This window comes from Verruconatronum alginivorum, assembly GCF_056590205.1.
In genome coordinates this window covers 5,344,885-5,366,678 of sequence record NZ_JBWPVQ010000001.1, presented here as the reverse complement: position 1 = coordinate 5,366,678, position 21,794 = coordinate 5,344,885, and the positions used below count along the sequence as shown (strand labels likewise).

Below are 21,794 nucleotides of genomic sequence, written 5' to 3'. Positions count from 1 at the left end.
GTCAAACCGGGGCGGGCACCCGGGCGACGATCTCCTCCAATAGGTTTTGAATGATTCCCCGTTCCTCCAGGGCGTCGGCCACCGGACGGCGCAAGGTCAGGCGATGGACCAGCACCGGCCCCAAGACCCGCAAAACATCTTCCGGCAGAACGAAATCGCGGCCCTGCACCAGCGCCGCCGCCTGGGAGGCCACTTTCAATCCAAGGGCCCCGCGGGTGCTGACTCCGGCTTTGAATCGACTTTCCGCCCGCGTCGCCGTGATCAGGTCGAGGATGAACGTCAGGACGGTGTCTTCCAGGTAGATCGTTTTAACCAGTTCCTGGATCCGCTTCACTTCGTCCCGGGTGACGACCGGGTCGAGCGTGAGGCTGTCGTAGCGGAAATGGGAATTGCGGAGAATCTCCACCTCGTTGTCGAAATCGGGATATCCCATCTGCAACCGCATCAGGAAACGATCCATCTGACTCTCCGGCAACGGAAATGTCCCTTCGTAATCGACCGGATTCTGGGTCGCGAAAACCATGAACGGATCGCCCACCGAATAACTTTCCCCATCCACCGTGACTTTCCCGCGGTCCATCACCTCCAACAGGCTCGACTGGGTTTTCGGCGTGGTTCGGTTGATCTCGTCGGCCAGCACGATATTGGCGAAAACCGGCCCTTGTTTGAAAACGAACTCCCGCAGGGTTTCGTCGTAAATCGACACGCCGAGGACGTCGGCCGGAAGGAGATCGCTGGTGAATTGGATTCGCGAAAAAGAGCAATCAATCGACTTGGCGAGGCAATACGCCAGGGTGGTTTTTCCCACTCCGGGCAAATCCTCGATCAACAAATGCCCGGCCGAAACCAGACAAACCAAGACTTCGTCGATGATCTCGTCTTTCCCTTTTAGAACCAGGCTGATGTTCGTCTTCAGCTTCCGCAACGCCTCCTGCGCCCGCGCAGCCTGATCTTGTTCTGTTAACTCCTTCATTAATTTTCTCTCAAACTGCGTGGAATCGGGGGGGATTGCAAGAACAAGTCCATGCCGAACGTCCGATCCGACGTTCTTTCCGCAGGGGAAAACTGGCTTCCAGCCTTGCCGCTCAAGGGGTTTGCTCGCCGGGAAGAATCGTTCGGAGCTTGGCTTCCAATTGCTCCCATTTGAACGGCTTCTGAATGAATCCCGCCAGCCCTTTTCCCGCGAATCGATCGGTGGTGTCCGCCTCGGTGTAACCACTCATTAACAAGACCTTGGCGTCGGGCCGGATCCGCCGGATTTGCCGGAATGCTTCCTCCCCGCCCATCACCGGCATCGTCATGTCGAGCAAGACCAGGTCGAGTTCATCCTTGTGACGCCGGAAAATCTCCACCGCCTCCCCTCCGTGGGTCGCGAGCAACACCGTCAGACCGCACTTCTCCAACATCCGGGCGGCCACCGCGCGGACCGATGGCTCGTCGTCCACCACCAGGATTGATCCGGTGGCCCGCCACCCGGGCGCATGGGCCACCTGCTCCGCCGCTTCCACCTCCCGGTCGACGGCAGGCAGAAGAATCTTGAAAGTGGTGCCGTGGTTTACCTCGCTGTAGACCTTGAAGGTCCCTTTATGACGCTGGAGAATTCCCAAAACCGCTGCCAAACCGAGTCCGCGTCCGGTGAACTTGGTGGTAAAAAACGGGTCGAAAATCCGCTCGCGGGTCTCGGGAGTCATCCCGCAGCCGCTGTCCGCCACCTCCAGCGACACGTAATCCCCTTCCGGGAGTTCCGGAGCCAGGAACGTTTCCTCCAGGAAAGCCCGGTCCGCCCGGACCAATCCGGTCGATATCGTGATCACTCCGCTCCGCTCGCCGATCGCTTCCGAAGCGTTGATCACAAGGTTCATCACGACCTGCTGAAGTTCCGACGGCTCCGCCTGAACGTTGGGCAATGAGGCCGCCAACCGATAACGAAGAATGATCTGCTTGTGGACGGAAACCTCCAACAAGTGATTCATCTCCTCCACGAGGTGGTTGATCGAAATACAGCGAAAGGCCATCCTCCCCTGCCCGGAATAGGCGAGCATTTGCTTGCAGAGATCCGCCGCCTGGAGCGAGGTCTTTTCAATTCCTTCCAAAAAGGGACGCAACGTCGACGAGGGGGGCATCTGCATCAAGGCGATGTTGGCGTTTCCAAGAATGGCGGTGAGAAGATTGTTGAAATCGTGGGCGATTCCTCCGGCCAGAATGCCGAGGCTCTCGAGGCGCTGGGCGTCGACCATCTTGCGCTCCAGCTTGCTCCGCCGTTCATCCGCTTGACGGGCCTCCGTGACATCCCGGAAGATCGTCAAAAAGGTCGCCGCTTCTTCCTCGATTTGTGAAATCGACACCTCGAAATGGCGCGGTTCTCCCGACCGGAGCGTGACCGAAGCTTGAAACGGTTTCCCTAGTTCCTCCCGCTGGCAACGTTTCCGGTAGCGCCGGATCACCTCCTCCGGCGGGATGTCCATCGTGTAGGCCTCGGTCATCGACCGTCCCACCACTTCCTCCGCGGGAAGGCCAACCATCCGGCAAAACGCGTCGTTGACCGCCACGATCCGTCCCTCCCAATCGGTCAACCGCATTCCCTCATGGGAATTCTCCCAAATTGAGCGAAAAAACGCCTCCGATCGCCGCACCGCTTCCGCCGCCTGAATCCGCTCCGTGCTGTCCCGCGCGATCGCCAGACAGAGTCGATCGCCATCGTTTCCTTTAATGAGGCTTTGCGAAATCTCCAGATGGAGAATCTGTCCGTCCTGCAACCGCCAATGCTCCTCGAACCGTTTCTGCCGCGGAAAAGCCCGGAAGAAACCAAGAGACGTGGCCAACGCCGCCTCGTGATCCTCGTCGGGATGAAGGACCACCGTCCATGGCCGCCCGACCAATTCCGATTCCCGCTGGCCGACCAAGGCGCAAAACGAGGAGTTGACCGCGACGATCACTCCATCCCGGTCGGTCAACCGCATCGGATCATGGGAATCCTCCCAAACCGACCGAAACTTGGCTTCCGATTGGACCAGCGACCGTTCCGCCCGCTTGCGACGGGTGATATCGCGCGAGAGGCAAATTAACTCCCATTTCCCGGGGCCCGACGGCTGAATTTCGACCGTCTCGTAGAGCCAACGGATTTCCCCCGTAGTATCGCGAAAAGCAAACTCCTGCTCGTAACCGGCATCCCCCCGCCACAAAGCCCGCCCCGAACAGACCCGCATTTTATCCCGGTACCCCGGCAGCAGATGATCCCACCACGGACTCGCCGCCTTCGACTTCGGCACCGGGTCCAACCCGAGCGCCCCGCAAATCTCTTCGATCGACGGAAGGTATTCGAACTCCCATTGATAAAAATCCGCCCATTCGTCACCCGTCACAGCGTCCAGGTCGTCGATCGCAATCCCGGAAGAGGTCGCCTCCACCGTCGCCCGCCAAACCAGGGAATCGGCGCGCATCAAGAGTTTCTTGAGGAAACGCGGATAAAGTTCGGTGATCGTCGATTCGGTTGTCTCCTCTTCCATGACCAGGCAGTTGACAAGGTTCAACTCCGGCGCAACCGGCGACGCATTGCAAACTCTTTTCTTCCGCCCATCGCCACTTCCCTCGAACGCCCCTACGGAGCAACCGCCGCCCAACCTCGGCCTTCCCTAAAAATCCACTTCTCAGGTTGACGCCGACAGTCGATAACGCGTAGATACTAAGCTTGATGGAATCTTCCAATGATCAGCCCGCCATACGATACCGGCGAGTCGTCCTGAAACTGAGTGGCGAAGTGTTACGCAATCCCGACACCGGCGACGCCCTCGATCCCGACATTCTTGAAAATGTCTGCATGCAAGTGAAGGAAATCTACGATCTGGGAGTCCAGGTCGGACTGGTCATCGGCGGCGGCAACATCTTCCGCGGCCTCTCCGGCCAACGCCGCGGCGTAGATCGCACCACCGGCGATTACATGGGAATGCTCGCCACCGTCATCAACGGTCTCGGTTTGATGGATCGTCTCGAAAAGATGGGAGTGGTCACCCGCGTCCTAAGCTCCATCCCGATGAACCAGGTCGCCGAACCGTTCATCCTCCGCCGCGCCGTGCGACACCTCGAAAAGGGCCGCGTCGTCATCTTCGTCGCCGGCACCGGCAACCCCTACTTCTCGACCGACACCACCGCCGCCTTGCGCGCCAGCGAAATCAACGCCCAGGTGATCATGAAGGCCACCAAAGTCGACGGCGTTTACAACAAAGACCCCCACCGCTACCCCGACGCCGTCAAATACGAAGAACTCTCCTTCATCGACGCCCTGAAACAACGCCTCTCAGTGATGGATTCCACCGCCTTCTCGCTCTGCATGGACAACCACATTCCAATCCTCGTCTTCAACCTTCAGGAACCCCACGGGGTCCGCAAAGCGATCATGGGCGAAAAAATCGGCACCCTCGTCCGCAATCCCTCCGACAGCTGATCCCGCCCCGCGTATCTTGCCAACAACGAGCAGCCTAATCAATATCCTCGATCTATGAATACACATCCCGCCATCCAGGAGATGAAACAGAAAATGGCCAAAGCCGTGGAACATACTCTCCACGAATTCAGCACGCTGCACACCGGGAAAGCCTCCCCGGGGATGGTCGAAAACGTCATGGTCGAGGTCTACGGCAGCGCCATGCGCCTGCGCGACGTTGCCGCCATCACCACCCCCGACTCCCGCCTCATCCAGGTGCAACCGTGGGACAAAGCCGCCGTTAAACCGATCGAAAAAGCCCTGCAGCAAGCCAACCTCGGCATCAATCCATCGATCGACGGCAACCTCATCCGTCTCCCAATCCCCGAGCTGAGCCGCGAACGCCGCCAGGAAATGACCAAGGTCTGCCAACGCATGGCCGAAGACGGACGCGTCTCCCTCCGCCACGCCCGCCGCGAAGCGCTCGACGTCCTCAAGAAAGCCCAAAAGGAAGGCGACGTCACCGAAGACGATTTCAAGCGTTTCGAAAAGGAGATCCAACAGATCACCAACGACACCACCCAGGAGATCGACCAACATCTCCAGCACAAGGAAAAAGAGCTTCTCGCCGTCTGACGGCAAGCCATCCAACTCCTTCCTTCCCGATTGAACCTTCCTTGCAAAACCCGCCGGGTGGTCGTCAAACTCGGCACCGGAATCCTCACTTCCGGTATCGGACAACTCAATACGGAGCGCCTCGCCGGCATTTGCCGACAGATCGACCTCCTGCGCAAAGATGACGTGCAAGTGGTCGTCGTCAGCTCTGGAGCCGTCGGCCTCGGCATGGGCAAACTCGGCCTCCGCTCCCGCCCCACCGACCTCGCCCGTCTCCAGGCCTGCGCCGCGGTCGGACAAAGCATCCTGATCCAAACCTGGCAAAAGCATTTCGACCCGCACGGACTCACCGTCGCCCAATTGCTGTTGACCCGCGACGACCTCCGCGCCCGTCGCCGCCACCTCGCCGCCCGCAACACCCTGGAACGCCTGCTGGAAAGCAACACCGTCCCGGTGGTCAACGAGAACGACTCAGTCAGCGCCGAGGAGATTAAATTCGGCGACAACGACGTCCTTTCGGCCATGGTCGCCAGCCTGATCCAAGCCGACTACCTGCTGATCCTCTCGACCGCTCCCGGCCTCATCGACATGGAGGGCGACGGCAAAATCATTCCGGTGGTGGAGAAGCTCACCGCGGACATTCGAAAACTCGCCACCGGCACCACCAGTGTGACCGCCGTCGGCGGGATGGTCACCAAACTCGACGCCGCCCGTATCGCCAACCGCTCCGGATGCGGGGTTTTTATCGCCAGCGGCGCCGAACCCGACGTCATACCGAAGATTTTCTCCGGCAATAATCCCGGCACCTTCTTCGTGCCTTCCGGCTTCCCGCTCGAGTCGAAGAAGCGATGGCTCGCCTTCTTCCAGGAACCGCGCGGAATCGTCCGGATCGACCCCGGCGCCCGCCAAGCCCTTTTGGAAAAGGGAAGCAGCCTGCTGGCCAAAGGCATCACCGCAGTCGACGGCGACTTCCGCGTCGGCGAACTGATCGGCGTCGCCACGCCCGAAAACAACATCATCGCCCGCGGCATCGCCCAATTCTCCTCCACGGAGATCGCCGACATCCGGCAAAAAGACATCTCCGAAATCCGCTCCCTCTTCCCCGACCGCAAACGCCACGAAGTGATCCACCGCAGCAGCATGGTCGTCGAAGACCACGACGAGAGCTGAAGACCCCCGTTGATGCCGCCTCAAGGTCGATCTGGTTTTCGCGCGAAGCGCTTGGAGTGCGGGTGCGTCCCCGCACCGCTTTTTGGATGGCCGAATCAACGGCCGTAGCTCTTCCCGCGCCGCCCCAACCAGTTTCATTCCATCCTGCGACCTGGAGGTTGATTCGATTTTCGCGCGAAGCGCTTTGGAGTGCGGTGCGTCCCCGCACCGCTTTTCGGATGGCCGACGATGGCCGCACGCCCGGCAACCATTCGACAGCCGTAGCTCTTCCAATACGCTCGAAAGCTCCGCGAGGACGCGGAGCACTCCAAAGAGGCTCCGCCTCGAAAACCGGTGCCCCCACAATACAGGGCGGCCGATCCCAACCAACGACCTCTGGATCGCGCCGCTACTCCTTCACCAACCCGCTCCGGATCAGCAACGCGTTCAGATCCGGGTCGCGCCCCATGAAGTCGCGGTACAGAACCACCGGCTCTTCGGCGTTCCCGCGGCTCAATATTTTCTCCACAAACTCACGGCCAACCTCAGGGTTGAAAATCCCTTCCGTCTGGAACCGGGTGAAGGCGTCGGCGTCCAAGACTTCCGCCCATTTATAGGAATAATACCCGGCGGCGTATCCGGTGGAACTCCCGAACAAATGGGTAAACCGCCGGACGATCGTCGGCGACCGCGTCTTCATCCGCGGCATATACGGCGCGATCACCCGCCGGACCTCTTCTTCGATATCCTTTTGCACGAAGCGCTCATGGAAAAGGTGCAACTCCAAGTCGAGTTTGCCAAAGGACAACTGACGCATCATCGCGCTCGCCGACCGATAATTCCGCGCCGCCAGCATCTTCCGGAACAGCGGCTCCGGAATCGTCTCGCCGGTCTCATGATGCCGGGCGAACAGATCGAGGCTCTCCCGCTCCCAACACCAGTTCTCCATGATCTGCGACGGCAATTCCACAAAATCCCACGGCACATTCACCCCGTTGAGCGACTTGATTTCGACTTCCCCCAAGAGGTGGTGCAACAGATGGCCGAACTCATGGAAAACCGTCTCCACTTCGCGGTGCGTCAGCAAAGCCGGTTTGTCACCGACAGGCGGGGTCAGGTTTCCGCAAATCAATCCGAGATGCGGCCCTCGGTCGCCGCCGCGGGCTCGGGCCGGTTCGCCGGTGATCAGGTAGTTCATCCACGCGCCACCTCGCTTCGACTCCCGGGGATGCCAATCGGTGTAAAAGGACCCGAGATGACGATCGCCTTGGTCGAAAATCTCGTAAAAACCGACTTCCGGATGCCAGACTTCCACGGCGTCGCCGGAGCTGTCTCCACCGGTTTGTCCCGGTTCGATGAATACGGTTTCCCGCTGCCGGATCCGGATGCCGAAGACCCGCTGGACGATCTCGAACATCCCGTCGATGACGCCGCCGATCGGGAAATAGGCCCGCACTTCCTCTTCGTCAAAATCATACAACGCTTTCCGTTGTTTCTCCCCCCAATAACCCATTTCCCACGGTTCCAACGGACCGAACTCTTGATGGTCCTGGGTCGATTTGAATACTTCCAACTGATGGGTTTCGTCATCGAAAAACGGTTTGGTCCGGGCGAACAAATCCTCCACGAAATCAAGCGCCTTCCGACCGCTTTTCGCCATTCTCCGCTCCAACACCAAATCGGCGAAATTACTTTTCCCGAGCAACCTCGCCTTCTCATGGCGGAGATCGAGAATCTGCCGGATCAACTCCGAATTGTCCCAGTCTCCCCGGGCCCCGATGGTGGTCGCCCCCTCCCACATCTTCCGCCGCAATTCATCGTCTTCCAAGTAGGTCATGAACGGCTCCTGCGACGGCATATGCAACGTGAACCTCCACTTCGGCTCCTCCTCGCTCCCGAGTTTTTTCCCCAGCGCGCTCCGCCGGGCCGCTTCCTTGGCATTCTTAGGCAGACCGGCCAATCGGCCCTCCTCTTCGACCACCAACTCCCAGGCGTTGGTTGAATCGAGCACGTTTTCCGAATATTTCTGCGTCACCCGGGCCAGCTCACTCTGAATCTTCTCCAACCGCTCCTTTTTCTCCGGCGGGAGATCTGCTCCGTATTGCCGGAAGTCCTTGACCGTTTCGTCAAGGAACCGCTTCCTCGCCCCGGTCAAACCCGCCGCCTCCTCCGATCCCTCATAGGCTTTCAATACCGCCCAAATCTTCTCATTCAACGGAATCTTCGCGAAAAACTCGGAGACTTTCGGCAACATCGCGTTGAAAGCCTCCCGCAATTCCTTCGAATCATTGACCGAGTTCAGATGCCCGACCTTCCCCCAGGCCACTGACAAGTCTTCCGTCGCTTTCTCCAACGCCAACACCGTGTTCTCGAAGGTCGCCTCCCCCGGATCCAGCGCCGCCAACGCGTCGATCTCCCGCTGCGCCTGTTCCAGCGCCGCTTCGATATCCGGCACCACCCGGTCCGCCGTCAACTCCGACCAACGAACGTGAAAATCTGGATTGAGAAAGGATGACTTCATAAGCGAAAAAACCTAACCCCTCCCCGCCCCCGACGCAATCGCCGATCTTTCCCCCAATCGTCTTTCAGCTATCGTCTATGCGTCTTCGCTGCTATCGTCTATGCGCGCTGCGCCCGCCCCGTTGCGCCTTCGACCATTTTCGGATAATGTCAACCTATGGCCAACCGGAACCGCCAGCGCGGCAACCGCCGCTCCATTCTTCGCATCGCGGCGCCGTTCGCCTTGCTCATCGGCCTGCTTGCCCTCGTCACCGGGTGCGCCTGGTCGGTCAAACCGCCCCCCGACCCCCGGCATCCCCGCACCGTCTTCATCACCGACTACGGACGCCACTCCCGGCTCGCCATGCAAATGGACGACGAGCGCGTCATCGAATACTCCTTCGGCGACTGGCGCTACTACGGAGTCGGCGATAACTCCCTCTGGCGGGGCATCGTCGCCCTCACCACCCCCACCGATCCCGCCTTCGGCCGCCGGATCCTTCCTTTTGTCGACAACGAGACCGCCTTCACCCAAACCGCCGGGGCCGAACGAGCGGCTCGGATCCAAGTCGAGCAAGAGTTGGTCGACGACCTGCTGGCCGACCTCGACGCCCGCTACCTCCAGAACATCGACACCGAAATCCACGCCGATTGGACCGACCTCACCTTCGTCCGCGAAGACTCCACCTATCACCTTTTCCGCAACTCCAACCACCAGACCGCCGCCTGGCTTCGAGAGCTCGGCTGCGAAGTCCGGGGAGTCACCATCCTGTCCAATTTCCGCCTCGAAGGCAAAGACGCCCACCCCGACCGAACCGCCCGGGCATCCTTTCGGCATCCGATCCACCACCGCTGACCATGAACCACCGACCCACCAACACCCGGCCGCCGCGATTTCCCCGCCCCCGGTTTTTCGCCTGGAGCGGTCTCCTCGCCATCCTCGTCGCCGGCACCCTTCTTTTTCTCCGCCACCAGGCACGAGCCGATGACGAAGACCAAGTCATGACCGCCGAGGGTAGCGAGGTCCTCGAACGCCGCATCCACCAAGTCGACGGATTGACCATCCACTCCCTCGCCTCCACCGTCGAACCGGAGTCAACGATCCCGGTCGTCCTCGTCCACGGACTCGCCCTCTCCGGCCGCTACATGATCCCGACGGCGGAAGAACTCGCCCAAACCCACCGGGTGCTGGTCCCGGATTTCCCCGGTTTTGGCGACAGCGACAAACCGGACCATGTCCTCGACGTCCCCGGTCTCGCGGACGCGCTGGCCGATTGGATGGAAGTCGCCGAAGTCGACCGCGCCTTTTTGATGGGAAACTCCTTCGGTTGCCAAATCATCGCCGACTTCGCGATGCGTTACCCGGATCGAGTGGCCGGCACGATCCTTCAAGGCCCGACCACCCCGCCCAACGAACGCTCCTGGTTCTGGCAATTCGTCCGTTGGCAACAGAACTCGCCCTACAATCCCCCCGAAATGGGCGACGTCGCCGGCAGCGATTACGATAAGACCGGCTATGTCCGCGCCATCCGGACGTTCCATTTTTCCTTGCAGGATCAGATCGAGGACAAACTCCCGCACATCGCGGCCCCGACTCTCGTCATCCGCGGCAGCCTCGACCCGATCTGCAACCAGGAGTGGGCGGAACAAGTGACCCGTCTCCTGCCGGACGGCCATCTCATCGTCATTCCCGACGTTTCCCACACCCTCGTGTTCACCTCCGGCCCGGAACTCGCCGAAGTCACCCTCCCTTTCCTTCGGGAAGTCGAGCGGCACCTCCGGTGAAATTTTAGCCAGCGCATTCGCAGCGTAGAACCGCGTCAGTCAACATGAAGGATCCTTCCCAAAAACCGATCGTCTCCCGCCTCTCCATCGGACTGCCGCGTTTCCCCACCGTGCGGATCGACTTGATTTCAGCGATCCTGCTTCTCCCTCTGGTCGCCGTTCTGGCCCTGGTATTGTTTCCCATTTTGGCTCCGGAACTCCCGGGAACGTCCTACTGGCTGATGAGCTTGCTCGCCGTCTTCGGCCTGATCCTCTCCGCCTCGCTGCGGGGCGCGCTCCTGGCACTTTGCGCCCGGGTGATGCGAGTCCCGATCGAGGCCTACGCCCTCTTTCTCTTCGGCCCCATCCTCATCACCCGGATTGAAGGCGCCCGTCGGGGCGCCGAAACGATTCTCGCCGTGGTCCATCTCACGGCGACCCTTCTCCTCGGTATTCTCACCCTTTCGCTCTTCGCCGCCGGATTCGGCGAGCGCCCGACCCTTCACTTCATCTCACCGGCCTTCCTGCTCGCATTCGGGCATTTCGGCATCCTGGTCTTTTATCTGCTCCCCGGTTATCCGTTGGACGGAGGCCGCTTCCTCCGCGCCGCCCTGGCGGGGAAAAAGGGGTGGACCCGCGCGACCCGAATCGCCCTCGTCTCAGCAAAAATCGTGACAGGCCTCCTCATCGTCGGCGGCATCCTCCTTCTGGCCACCGGTGCGCCGGCGGCGGGTATTCTCTTGCTCGTCCTTGGGGGACTCCTTCTCCATGCAACCGCTCTGGCCAAACCAACAATTCGACCTTCCCCGGAAAACTGACCGCTCAGGGACAAAAAAAACATCCGAGCGCACCGACCAATCGGAGCGCTCGCCCGGTTGAAGGAAGGAGACCCGGTCGATTAAACCGGATAAGCCCCGGAAATGTAATCGAACAGCCCTTCGATACGGTTCTCCTGGTCCCGAACGATCCAGCGGGTCAAATCCCCGATCGAAATCAATCCGACGATCTCGTCGTTCTCGTCTTGCACGGGAATATGACGGCACCGCTTTTGGGTGATGACCCGCATCGCTTCTTCGATCGTGGTTGAAATCCGCACCGCGACAAACGGCCGGGTCATAACTTCAGAGACACCGGTGGTGGCCGGATCACGACCGGCGGCCACCACGCGCACCAAAACGTCGCGTTCAGTGAAAATGCCGACCGCGCCTCCGCCATCACATCCGCCTTTACAAACCAAAACCGATCCGATCCGTTCCCGGTTCATCAATTGAACCGCTTCCAAGACGGTCGCATCGGGTTTTACCGAGAACAATTCGCCCCGATCTTTTCCTTCAAGGATAACTGAAAGAGGTAGTTGCATAATAATGAACAGTATGCCGACCTGACCCGATCCTGTCAATCCCCCGAACCGAAGAAATCAATGAAGGAGTTGGTGAACACTCTATCGGCGGGCGGCCTGTTTCCCGAGTTCGCGGGCGAGAGCGATCAGTTCCGCGGATTGATCGAGTCCGTCAAGGAACCTTTGCGGGATCCCGGAAAGGCCGACCTGGGCGCCAACCAATGCGCCCGTCAGAATACACCGAGCCTGGTTTTGACCGCCGCCATTGAGCGCGTGCAACACGGCTGACTCAAAATCGTCGCCGAATCGGGCGGCCAAGTAATACGCGGCCGGAAGCTGGTGGTAGATCGCGCACGGCATCCCGTACACAATCGAGACCTTCCAGGAGGGTTCGATCCGGATTTGAGGATCGAGGGCGGCTTCGGCGATATAAGAGGGGGTCAACAACGCGTCCGGCGACGAGAAACGGCCGGCTCGCGGCGGATCGGGATCTCCCGATTTCGGCGGGCCTAACTTATCACTGGTGACCGCATGAAACGGGAGTTCCCCTTTCTTCACCAGATCCATCAGCTTGTCCGAAATGGTCGTATCCAGTTTCTCCCCACGCACCAACATGGCCAGCACGCAACAATAGGCGGTGGTCATCGCCACCACGGCTTCATCGGCCTGCGTCAGGATACAATTCGCACTCGTCGTCGCCGCCACTTTGGCGGGGGTGGCGGCATACCTGGCGCCCAACACCAGGGCGCGCTCGGCGCCTTCAGTCGTATCGGCGTGACCACCCGTTTCCTTCCAGGATTTCTTCTGCTCCACCCGACGCCGCCAGGCTTCCCGGATCGACTGGCTGGTGTAACCGCCAGGTCCACCCATCGGGGTGCCGTCCAATTGAGGAAACAATTCTTCGTCGAGACGCCGGCAAAAGTCCTTCTCGTTGTAACCGTCATGCTCCACCGTGGAGCGCAACAGCATCGTGGTGATGATCCCCGCCTGCGAGAGTTGACCGGCTTTCAAACCCGCATGATAACGATCGGGCCGTGGATCAGTGTATCCGCTGATCCAGTGACCATAATCCCGCCGCATTTCCTCCAGGTCATAATACCAATGCGGTCCTAAACCCAAGGCGTCGCCGATCAACGCCCCCATCACCGCACCTGCCGCACGGTCGCTTAAGTCATTACGAGACGAATCTCCGTCCAATGGCTCCTGGTCAGATTTCATTTATTCCGCATCCGTCGCGGCCGTCGTCGTGAAGACGGTGCTGGTTTTTTTTGAGACCCCCCGCCCCTGTTGGTTGACAGCCTTCTCCGTGACAACCAAGCGGTATCGCGTGGCGGGCGCGAGGTCTCCCTCCGGCTTAAATTGAAAAAAAGTGTCGCCTCGCCGGGCGGTCCAGGTTCCCGGGACGGGTGTACCATCGGCGTCTCGAATGATCCGAATTCCCCCGTTGCGGATACTTTCTGGATCCATTCGTTGCCCGAAATGCACGGTGATCGGTTCCAGGAACGGGACGCGGTTGAGCGCGTTCGCGGGAAGCAAATCTTTGTCCGGGAGAGCTTGACTAAGACCTTCCAACGTGACTTCCTGCCTGCCATCTTTCGGGAGCACATACAATACCTCGGGCGGCTGCTCTGGTTTCAAATACTGATCAAAAAACGTCAGCGAAATCTCATAAAAGTCAACATTGAGCGAGGGACTGTAACCCATCGGCAAATCGTGTCCGGCATCTTCCATCCATAGCGCCAGGTGGTTCACGTCGTGCTCCCGGTATTTTTCCACAATCGGAACCCACCTCCGCCAATGATTGAATCGATCCGCCCGCCCCACTCCGATGAGGGTGGGTACGTAACTGGACGCCACTCCCTCCAGGCGGGGCGAACTCAACAAGGCCACCGCACTGACTTCACTGGAATGGCCCGGCCAAGGTTGCGGTTCCAATGATTCGCCGGAAAAACCTTCAAAACTCCGGCGTTCGCCGATCGTCACATGGTCGGGATTAGCTAGAATATCGACCGTGTAGGTCGATTTCGAGACCGACCAAACTCCGATATGAGTCCCATCGATCCCATACTCCTCAGCGTGTTCGCGCAGGAAACGAATCGCGGCGGTATCGGCTTTCATTCCATTCCACGGCGCCAACGAATATCCATTCGAAAAGTCTTCGAAATGGCCATACGCCCAATGGCGAGCCAGGGGATTGTAGGGATGATCAATGTGGGCGAAAGCGTAACCGCGCATCTTGAATCCGATCATATGCGGCCGAAAGCGGGTGAGCCGCGCAAACCTCCGGGTCGAATTCGAGGAGGCGAAAACGATCAACGGCAAAGCGCGATCCGGTTCGGAGGGATAAACGATATCCATCCGCAACTCCCAATCGAGAGGCGAGCCATCCGGATTCCGCATATCGGCGGGGTCCTCCAATTCCGGTAGCCTGAAACGCTTGAGGTTCTCGTTTGTGTTCCAAACTTTCAATACATGCTCCTTGGTTCCTGGCGAGCCATGTTTCGCGAGATCAAAGTAAGCGATGTCCCGAACCAGTCGACTGCCAGCGGGAACGAACCAATGTCGTTCATGGTTTAATTCAAGGTCGGTGCCCTCCAACAACGAACCCGTTTCATGCCCGTGAAGCGCCTGGAACAACCCGAGAAGATCGCCATCGAACCGAGGCGAGACCGCCGCCGGATTTCCCTCGAAATCGACGGTGACCACCAGATAACCTTCCGCGATAAAATCGGCCAGGATCGTGTGATCAGGTTCTCGGCCGATCCTGGGGTAACCATGATTCTTCACATAAATAATTTGAGATGGCCCCTCCCCTTCACCACTTCCCGCCGCCGGATCCTTTGAATAGATCCTCACCGGCACGTCCGTGTCCAACGATGGAAAATGGCGGGTCAGGGATTTTCGTAAATACGGGTCCAGCTCTGAGGCTTCACTCGGAACGATTCCGGATGAGGCGTTTCCGGGAGCTTGCCCACTGGCTGGAAGGCACAAGGAAAATGCGGCGAACAGGGATACCATTGCGACTCCCGAAACCGAAAGGAGTCGTATGAAGTGGAATGGCACGAAGGAAACGTTCATTGGATCAAACGATTGATAACGGGGCGGTTCCCATCACTCCCAACAGGCGCCCGGAGCGAAACGTATTTTTTCCCCGGAATAAACGGCGAAGTTGTCGAACCAGGCATAGACGGTGGTGTAGTTTCCATCTTCGTCTCGCGGAGCCCAGCGGGGCGTGCTTCCGCCATGGAACGTGGAGAAGAGCAAATGACTGATCAGCGAATCGGGATCGTCAACCGACCGAAACTGGATTTCGTCGTGGTCAACCCGCAACTCCCCGTCGATGTAGATCCGAGCAAAACCGTTATTTTCTTCAACCGGATCGTTCAACTTCACGTGCAAGCTTACCGCATGGTAAGTCGCCGGTTGGAAACGAAAATCGCCGCCCCCGAGGCCTTGTCCATACCGCCCGGGAAGACGCTGGTGATACAGATAGGTTCGAACTGCCCCGTCCCGGGCAAAATTAATCCTCGCGCTCCATTCTTTCGGTCCGGGCGCGGCGCCGCCGGTCGCCCGTCTCACCGGCCCCAATCCATGCATCTTCCCCCCATCGGTGAACTGAAAACCCTCTTCGAATCGGACATCGTAACTCAACGTGAATTCCTTGCTCGAAACGCCGATCGGATGCGTCACAACAATACGGCGGCTTCCTTGATCATACCCTCGATAAGTCGCTCGCAGCGCGGGACCGCCGTCGACTCCCTCCCCTTCCACGATGTCCAACAGAGGGTGTTGCTCCAACGCCTCCCTGAGTCCTCCTTGGCCGGAATCGCCGAAATTTTCCCAGAGTACGGGACTCGCTTCGGAAGCGACGGAGAGAACGGTCGAAGCAAAAAAGGCGGACAGGGTTGAAAGTCCACGGAGAATAGGAAATCGATTCATTCGAGTCGGTGGTTTCGGGTTGTTCATTTTCATTCTCGTCACCGATGGCGGTGACAGTAGATCCTTTTCGGGAAACACCGCAAGCGAAAGCGAAGGTCAGCGCCGGAGCATGCGGCCGTGGAGACCATCGGTGAATTCGCCGGCATCGACAGCAAAGTTTCCGTTGACCAACACATAAACCATACCTTCCGCGTATTGGTGCGGATTGGAAAAATCGGCGGGATCGTTGATCGCTTCCAAATCGAATACGACAATATCGGCGAACGCTCCCGCCCGGATACGACCCCGATCTTTGACCCGGTAAACACTCGCCGGAAGATGAGTCATGCTCCGAATAGCCATGGCCAAATCGATCACCTCCCTCTCCTTGACATACTTTCGGATCTTTCGAGGGAAAGCACCGTAACTCCGGGGGTGCGGCATGCCTGAACCAAACTCCGGCAGACCACCATCCGACGCGGTCATCGTCCAAGGTTGCTGCATGAAGAGTTCGACGTCATTGTCGTGCATGTTGAAGGAAACCATCCCCGGGCTACCGGTTTCCAGCAGCTCCAACGCCGTGTCGACCTCGGACCGGCCGTTTCCTTCGGCGATCTCCGAAAGAAAGCGACCGGTCAACTCCGGCTTCTCCTGAAACGCGGAGATACGAATGCGCTCTCCGCCTCCCCTCCGGTCAAGGTTGTCCAACATGTCGACTCGGATTTGCTCCCGGATGTCCGGGTCTTCCATTCGATTCAGAAGACCGGTCCTCCCCCCTTCCCGGGCCCAACTGGAAATAAGGCCCGCGGTCATCGAGGTGGCCGACGCCGTGTAGGGATATTGATCGGCGAAAACCTCGATACCCCGTTCCCGTGCCCGGTCAATCCGATGCACGATAGCGTTCGAATAACCCCACACCCGGGGGCCAAGCACTTTGATGTGCGTCACAACGCCGGGAAGCCCTGCGACTTCAGCGATCTCGATCACTTCGTCGACCGCCGCGACAACGCCAACGGTATAGTCGGATTCATCCCGGATATGACTCTGGTATGCCCCCCCGAATTCGGCCGCGACTTTCGCGAGTTCAATCAATTCACTGGTCGGAGCAAAACTTCCGGGCGTGTAAAAAGGACCGGAGGACAGAGCGAATGCCCCCGCTTCCATTCCCCGACGAACAAGGGCGCGCATCTCATCGAGTTCCTCATCGGTCGCATGCCGGTCCTGATGTCCAAGCACCCTGGCCCGAACGGAACCGTGCGGCACCATTTGAGCGACGTTGACCCCGATCCCATGTTCCAGGAATTTCGCCGCCTGGTCTTCCAAATCGACCGGGCCCGCCCCGTCGGGATTGACGAATACGCTCGTGATGCCCTGTGCCACCAGCGCCCGCGCGGGCGATCGTCCAGCGTCACCCAAGCCCACGGCGGCGTGTGAATGGGTATCGATAAAACCAGGCGAGACATAAAGCCCGGCGGCATCGATGATTCGCTCCGCCGAAGCCCTGGACAAATCACCGATAGCCGCGATCCGATCAGCGGTGACAGCCACATCGGCTCGTATCCACGGATTCCCCGAACCGTCGAGGACCCGCCCGTTCAGAATCAAGAGGTCGTAGTGGTCGGTTGCGGCGGCAATGGTGAGAGGAGAGCTTGCCGTGAGAGCGAATGCGGAAATACACACAGTGAAATAATGGATCATTGAAACTATCAGATTCCGGGATCAATCATCCAACCAGAACTCGAGGCGGAAAAAGAGGCGGTCCTCTTCTTCAACGTCAACCGGAAGGCTGCCGTCCATCAGGAGTCTACCGGCGTCAAGTTCGGATGAACTCCATTCCAAGCCGGTCGCGGCCTCCCACTCCACGAGATCGCGGGAAACGGAAACGAAGAAACCGGCATTCAGAATATCGTCACGCAACGGTAGTTGGAAACGCATGACATCACCCTCCAGGAACTGCAGGATCCCGACGCCTTCCGGATTCGAGGAGGAGATCCCGGTGACGTAGGAGATTAGATTCGGAATGCCTCGGCCGAACCGGTCCAGCGACGGATCCCGCTCCCCCGCGGGAATTCCCTCGGCATCCGCCCATTCACCATAACTCTGGCCGAGGGTGGCGCCGGTGGTCGACTTGATTGCGAACGATCCGTGGTAATGGTCGGTGACCACCCAAATCGTGCGGGTGGCGGGATCGATTCCATATTGGCCGGGCGTCGCGTAGACATCAGCCCAAGGCGTGTCCGAGCCGACGAGTTGAGTCCCGATCGGCCCGAAGTTGGATTCGCCGTCGCCTCGGTAGAAAATGGTCAAATCTTCCAACTGCTCGGGCGTGGTCGCGGAGGCGTATTCCATGGAAAGGACGAAGGGCGGGTGATTGTTTTCCGAGGTGACTGCCAATGGAGCCGAGGAAAGCCCGGCGATGGAATTTTGGGCGAGCCAGGCGATTTCGTCGGCAGTGAGGGCGGTATTCCACATGCCGGCTTCGGCCATAAGACCGAGAAACTGACTGCCCGCGACGCTTCCGTCATTGCGCCGGCCGACGACCAGGTTCGCGTTCGGTCGGTCCGCCATGGCGGTGAAATTGGCATCGCGCTCGACGATGAGATCGACGCCCGTCAATTCCCGGCCATCGACGTAAAGCTTCAACTCTCCGGCGTCCCAAGTGAAGGCGAGATGACGCCACTGACCGTCGTTGATCGTGAAACTGGAAAGATAAAGCAGACTGCTTCCGGTGGTAAACGCTCCGTCTTCCGATATTGTCACCCGCAATTGGCCGTTATCGGCCATCAGCGCCCAAACGCGGTTGTCGCCGGTGGTGTCCCACCGCCCGGTGATGTAACGAAGGGCGGCGTTTTGGGTCGTCTTCACCCAAACGGCCGCAGTGAGACTTTCCCGCATTTGGAGTGATTCCGGAGCGCCGTATTGAACGTACGTTCCAGCGACCAGGTCCAGGGATGTCCCCGGAAAATTGGGTGGAACATCGGCCACCGACGATCCAGGTCCGAATTTCGCCCCATGATTTGAACCGAACGAATCGGTGTAGTCATCATTGTCATACAGCCAACCGGAAACCGGTGCGGACGGTTTCGTGAGTTCGTTCACGGGAACGTCGATCGCAAGATGAAGGATATCTGAAAAGAACTCCCCTGACCCGGCCGACCATTCGGCGTAAAGGAGCGTGTCGTCCGCCGGTGCGGTTCCATCCAGGAGTTCGGCGGTGGTTCCGTGACCCATATCGCTCACCGATACGACATCGGCAAAATCAAGGCCTTCAGCCAATTCCAAGGCACCGCCCGCGAGATAAATCTTTTTGGGGCCCAAGCCCAAGGGGTTGCCGAGAACGGTGAATCCGACACGGCTTTCCCCCGGCCAATCGAGCTTCACCAATGTCATATCCGCTTCCAGGAAAAAATCTTGTCCAGGCTGGTAGTTTGTCACTTGGGCCCGCGCGCTGGCAGGGCTCAAAGTGCTGGCGGTGGCACGATAGCGGAGGGCGTCGGTCTGGAGTTCGAAATCCTCCGGACGCTCGATCCAAAGATTTCCCCCGTCTTCCTGCGAAGGGCCCGACCCGAAGTCGAAGTCGAGCACAGTCACCTGCTCCTCGTCGAGCTTCACGGCAAAATTTTGAAAGTCGAACTCGCGATTATAGGTCCCTTGAAGCCCTTGGGTATCGAGCATTCCCCCGAATCCAAAAAAGTCTCCATGTATTGGATCTTCGATGACAGCAGAGATGGTTCCCTCACCACCCTGGCCATCGGTCAGGGTAAAAGTCAGTGTCAAGGCACCAGCCTCATCATAAATTCCGCTCGCCTCCAGCCGGTAGGTATTCCCCAAACCATTTTGACCTTCGCTCTCGTAGTCGGGGAAGAGTCCCTTCCAATCCACCGAGGGGGCGAGCTCGGGACCGTCGAATCCTTGATGTATCCGTAACGAGGAGGAAGTGGCGTTTCCCTCCGATGGATACCAGACGAGACTGTAGAAATCGTCGTTGCCCGCACCGGTGAGGTCGAGGTTCTCCTCCAAGCGAAGCAATCCACCCTTCACGATAACCGAGCCCGAGCCGAGAGCACGTTCGTTGGCGGCGACGACGATCCCATCTTCAATAACGGTGCCACCGCCATACGTGCTGGCTGGTGTGGGATCCAGAACCAGCCCTCCAGTGCCGACCTTGAATAGGCGCCCCTGTCCGGCATCAACGATCGCCCGGTTGATGACCAATAATCCATCGTCCACTCCGATGCTTGCGTCTCCGACAAGACGAATCGTCCCGGTGGCGTGCGAGTTGATCGTTCCGTCCGTGCCGGTGTGGCGCAAGGCACCGGCTTGATTCACCCCGTGACCGCTGAGACTGACAATTCCACTGGCCAGTTGAATGCCGTTTTGACTCTCCAACGTAGCCCCATCGCTCACGGTGAAACTGTTCGAACCCTGCCCGGTGGCGCGCGGGTGCGCCAAGACCAGGGTCCCCTCCTCCACAGTGAAGAGCCCTTCGCTGAAGTTCCAGGAATTGCTGCCCCCGTTGTCGGAGGTCAGGGTAAGCGAACCGCCGCCCCGGAGAAAGAATTCCCGCGCGACCGAGCCGGCCCCAGATTCGATGTCGCCCGTCAAATCGGCCGTATTGTGCCGGATCCTGACGTCGAGGGTCAGCGAGCCTCCATTGGCGATATCAAAATGCCGGTCGCGGGCGCCGATCAGCCGAAGGCCACCATTGCTATTATCGACCTTCGCTCCGAAGATGACATGGTGGCCCTGCGCCACCGTGACATCTTTCCGGAAATTGATCCCGAGGCGATTTTGCTGAGTGATACCATCGATCCGGACGGGATCGGGCGAATCGAAGAGCAGACCGCCGATTTGAATGCCACTGCCGGCAGGAATGGTCGCGGTCGTTCCAAAGGTGAAAACCGCTCGATGATAAGGGCCCGGCGCTTCGCCGAGATCCCAGTTGGCAGGGTTCCCGAAATTCGAGTCCGCCGCGCCTGTCCAATGCAAATCCACGACCGGCGGATCTAATGGCTCCTCGCCGTTTTCTTCCGCGGCAAGGGAAGGCGAAAGAGTCCCGGCCGCCAGGAGGGAGACTCCGAAAAGACGAACGAGCGGACGCAGAAACGAAACCCTGGTGGGGAACGAGGTAAGAATAGAGGTGGTTGTCATCATAGAGAGAAAGATGGGTGATAGGTTGGAGTTATGGAGGAAGGGTTCACCGGGTGGATCAAGGAGTGGTGGCATCGAACGTCACCCTTTGCCCCTCAGCCGTGTAGGCGGCCCTCATGCCCAGTTGCGCGAGTCGCGCCTTGTCAGCGCCCTCGACATGGCCATCGAGAAAAAAGATGTTGGCGCGATTGCCATGGGTCAGCCGAACTCCTTCGTTGTTGTTGCCATCCCGGTCCCGGATTCGGAAGACTTGGGAACGGTCCGAGAGACGGATGGAATCAGACAGGACCGGTTGCAAGGAAGGATCGCTGACGCTGTTCGCGTTCAAAACAAACATCGGGATGCCCGGTTGACCGAAACCTCCACTGACCGTGGTATAGGCGCCGATTCCCGAGGCAGGAAAATTCGGAATCATGAACATGCCATATGTCTGCCAATGCCAGGCGCCTTGCCCGCTGAAGGCACTGGGAGGAGCCGGCACCGAAGGACAATAGAGGATCTCCCGTTCGCCGAAGGACTGATACCCCCCGGTGGAAAGCAGCTGAGGCCACATCCGGCTTCCGGTGCCCTCGACCTGGGAGACCAGATTCCAGTTATTGTCTTCGGCCATGGCCAGCTTCAGCAAGCCGGTCTGGCGCACATTGCTCGTGCATTTCGCCGCGCGGGCGCTGTCGCGCACCGAGCTTACGACGGGAATCAAGATCGCCGCGAGGATCCCGATGATGGCGATCACCGTAAGCAATTCGATCAATGTGAAAGCCGAAGGCACCAATCGGCGCGCGCTTAAACTTTTGGATTCATTGGCGTTCATGGATTTTGATTTTTGATAAGGATGGCGGGTTTAAGAAAGGACCGTGATCTTTCAATCCAGTCTTCCGTGATCAAAACCAATGCGCAAACATGCGATCCTGTTACACGTAACAGGGAATTGCTAAACAA

The 21,794-nt window shown here is 59.0% G+C and carries 16 protein-coding genes; 6 read left to right on the top strand and 10 right to left on the bottom strand.

Going from position 1 to position 21,794, the window contains the following annotated elements:
* Position 1 precedes the first annotated feature (1 nt).
* Both ACWUI2_RS19615 and ACWUI2_RS19610 read right to left on the bottom strand, forming a co-directional pair.
* Positions 2–973: an AAA family ATPase gene (locus ACWUI2_RS19615; protein WP_486984537.1), complete on the bottom strand. Its 972-nt coding sequence runs from the start codon at positions 971–973 to the stop codon at positions 2–4.
* A 112-nt stretch (positions 974–1,085) separates the two neighbouring features.
* Positions 1,086–3,506 (bottom strand): hybrid sensor histidine kinase/response regulator, encoded by a 2,421-nt coding sequence (locus tag ACWUI2_RS19610; protein WP_486984536.1) that lies wholly within the window; start codon positions 3,504–3,506, stop codon positions 1,086–1,088.
* 185 nt (positions 3,507–3,691) lie between these two features.
* On the opposite strand from ACWUI2_RS19610, the gene pyrH reads away from it, so the two are divergent.
* Genes pyrH through proB form a run of 3 tightly spaced genes read left to right on the top strand, consistent with a single transcriptional unit; the run spans position 3,692 to position 6,205 of the window.
* Positions 3,692–4,441 (top strand): UMP kinase, encoded by a 750-nt coding sequence (gene pyrH / locus ACWUI2_RS19605; RefSeq protein WP_486984535.1) that lies wholly within the window; start codon positions 3,692–3,694, stop codon positions 4,439–4,441.
* 54 nt (positions 4,442–4,495) lie between these two features.
* Positions 4,496–5,056, top strand: a complete 561-nt coding sequence (frr, locus tag ACWUI2_RS19600; RefSeq protein ID WP_486984534.1) for a ribosome recycling factor — start codon at positions 4,496–4,498, stop codon at positions 5,054–5,056.
* A gap of 30 nt (positions 5,057–5,086) precedes the next feature.
* The gene (proB, locus tag ACWUI2_RS19595; RefSeq protein ID WP_486984533.1) at positions 5,087–6,205 is read left to right on the top strand and encodes a glutamate 5-kinase; all 1,119 of its coding nucleotides are present in this window, start codon (positions 5,087–5,089) and stop codon (positions 6,203–6,205) included.
* 388 nt (positions 6,206–6,593) lie between these two features.
* On the opposite strand, the gene ACWUI2_RS19590 is transcribed toward proB, so the two are convergent.
* A complete protein-coding gene (locus tag ACWUI2_RS19590; protein WP_486984532.1) occupies positions 6,594–8,705 on the bottom strand; it encodes a M3 family metallopeptidase in 2,112 nt (703 codons plus the stop codon).
* Between the two features lie 156 nt (positions 8,706–8,861).
* Between ACWUI2_RS19590 and ACWUI2_RS19585 the strand changes: the two genes are divergently transcribed.
* From ACWUI2_RS19585 to ACWUI2_RS19575, 3 genes are read left to right on the top strand one after another with little or no spacing between them, the layout of a single operon-like run.
* Positions 8,862–9,539 carry a hypothetical protein gene (locus tag ACWUI2_RS19585; protein ID WP_486984531.1) on the top strand — a complete coding sequence of 226 codons (678 nt, stop codon included), beginning with the start codon at positions 8,862–8,864 and terminating at the stop codon, positions 9,537–9,539.
* Between the two features lie 2 nt (positions 9,540–9,541).
* A complete protein-coding gene (locus tag ACWUI2_RS19580) occupies positions 9,542–10,468 on the top strand; it encodes an alpha/beta fold hydrolase (RefSeq protein WP_486984530.1) in 927 nt (308 codons plus the stop codon).
* 44 nt (positions 10,469–10,512) lie between these two features.
* The gene (locus ACWUI2_RS19575; protein WP_486984529.1) at positions 10,513–11,265 is read left to right on the top strand and encodes a zinc metalloprotease; all 753 of its coding nucleotides are present in this window, start codon (positions 10,513–10,515) and stop codon (positions 11,263–11,265) included.
* Between the two features lie 80 nt (positions 11,266–11,345).
* On the opposite strand, the gene ACWUI2_RS19570 is transcribed toward ACWUI2_RS19575, so the two are convergent.
* From ACWUI2_RS19570 to ACWUI2_RS19540, 7 genes are all read right to left on the bottom strand, one after another.
* Positions 11,346–11,807 (bottom strand): CBS domain-containing protein, encoded by a 462-nt coding sequence (locus ACWUI2_RS19570; protein ID WP_486984528.1) that lies wholly within the window; start codon positions 11,805–11,807, stop codon positions 11,346–11,348.
* A gap of 81 nt (positions 11,808–11,888) precedes the next feature.
* Complete coding sequence (locus tag ACWUI2_RS19565; protein WP_486984527.1) at positions 11,889–13,004, bottom strand: ADP-ribosylglycohydrolase family protein; 1,116 nt, start codon at positions 13,002–13,004, stop codon at positions 11,889–11,891.
* On the bottom strand, positions 13,005–14,642 hold the full coding sequence (locus ACWUI2_RS19560; RefSeq protein WP_486984526.1) for an Ig-like domain-containing protein: 1,638 nt from the start codon (positions 14,640–14,642) through the stop codon (positions 13,005–13,007).
* Between the two features lie 255 nt (positions 14,643–14,897).
* Positions 14,898–15,725, bottom strand: coding sequence for a polysaccharide lyase (locus ACWUI2_RS19555; protein ID WP_486984525.1), 828 nt, complete (start codon positions 15,723–15,725; stop codon positions 14,898–14,900).
* Positions 15,726–15,821: 96 nt separating this feature from the next.
* Positions 15,822–17,402, bottom strand: coding sequence for an N-acyl-D-amino-acid deacylase family protein (locus ACWUI2_RS19550; protein ID WP_486984524.1), 1,581 nt, complete (start codon positions 17,400–17,402; stop codon positions 15,822–15,824).
* 21 nt (positions 17,403–17,423) lie between these two features.
* The gene (locus tag ACWUI2_RS19545; RefSeq protein WP_486984523.1) at positions 17,424–20,858 is read right to left on the bottom strand and encodes a LamG domain-containing protein; all 3,435 of its coding nucleotides are present in this window, start codon (positions 20,856–20,858) and stop codon (positions 17,424–17,426) included.
* Positions 20,859–20,913: 55 nt separating this feature from the next.
* Positions 20,914–21,666: a prepilin-type N-terminal cleavage/methylation domain-containing protein gene (locus ACWUI2_RS19540; protein ID WP_486984522.1), complete on the bottom strand. Its 753-nt coding sequence runs from the start codon at positions 21,664–21,666 to the stop codon at positions 20,914–20,916.
* Positions 21,667–21,794 lie beyond the last annotated feature (128 nt).